The sequence below is a fragment of the Pseudoalteromonas sp. S3260 genome (assembly GCF_005886925.1).
In the GTDB taxonomy this organism is placed as follows: domain Bacteria; phylum Pseudomonadota; class Gammaproteobacteria; order Enterobacterales; family Alteromonadaceae; genus Pseudoalteromonas; species Pseudoalteromonas tetraodonis.
Genome location: NZ_PNCV01000179.1, coordinates 1 through 1,113, shown reverse-complemented (window position 1 = coordinate 1,113; position 1,113 = coordinate 1). Strand labels below are relative to the sequence as shown.

Here is a 1,113-nt window from a genome sequence, read left to right as displayed (position 1 = left end):
GATGCAGTTGTGCAGAGAAAGTCGATACACCTTATTCGGGGAGATCTGATAAACACGCATCCGCGCTAACGCTTGGAGATTACCAGTTAGGGACTGGTTGTTCACCCCTTGGCGCTTTGGTTGCTGCGACCTACAGCGAGCGAAATAGCAGTAAACAAGCGTTAGTTTCGACGCGCTTTATCGAGTAATCGCTAGAGTGATTTATCAGAAGTCAGCAGACGGCATAGTAGCCAAACGCCCATCGTAATGGAGGGGACACGGTGAAGGCCTGAACATCTTAACCAGAGGAGATACTACAAATGAACTTGAATTCACATAGATCACCGTGTTGTGATAGTGATGAACAGCGTTCGACTGTGAATAATACCTCGAATGAATACAACCAAACAGATCGTGACCTGATGGCAAGGGTACTGAGCAACCACAATATTGGTGCAGCATGGCAACATGTTAAGCGCAATAAAGGGGCTGCGGGTATTGATAATATGAGTATTGAGGAATTTAATGACTTCGCTAAGTTACATTGGCTGGGTATTAAACAACAATTACTTAGCGGCACTTATCAACCCTTGCCAGTCAAACGCGTGATGATACCCAAACCCGATGGCGGTGAGCGAATGCTTGGGATCCCTTCTGTTATCGACAGAGTGATCCAACAAGCTATTGCTCAAGTGATTAGCCCTTACTTTGAGCCTCTATTTTCACCACATAGTTATGGTTATCGCCCTCATAAAAGAGCCAGCCAAGCAGTAAATCATGTTCAATCTTGTGTTAAACAAGGTTATAAAACAGCAGTTGATATTGACTTGTCTAAGTTCTTTGATGAAGTAAACCATGACATGCTGATGAATCGTGTTGGTCGTAAAGTCAAAGACAAAGCACTCATGCGCCTACTTGGTAAATACCTCCGAGCGGGGATCGCAGAGCGCGAAACGGGTCTGTGGTTTGAGTCAACCAAAGGAGTCCCTCAAGGTGGGCCATTATCCCCTTTACTTTCCAATATTTTACTCGATGAATTAGATAAGAAGCTAACCTACAAACACCTTAAGTTTGCACGTTACGCTGATGACATAATCATTTTAGTAAGAACGAAAAGCGAAGGACACATAATCC

At 44.1% G+C, this 1,113-nt stretch carries 2 protein-coding genes; both read left to right on the top strand.

All coding sequences use genetic code 11. The annotated features are described in order from the left end of the window. The coding region (locus tag CWC14_RS19215) for a hypothetical protein (RefSeq protein WP_171036875.1) at positions 1–188 on the top strand (188 nt) is incomplete at its 5' end. A 111-nt stretch (positions 189–299) separates the two neighbouring features. Beyond that, the coding region (locus tag CWC14_RS17885) for a reverse transcriptase domain-containing protein (protein ID WP_249928780.1) at positions 300–1,113 on the top strand (814 nt) is incomplete at its 3' end.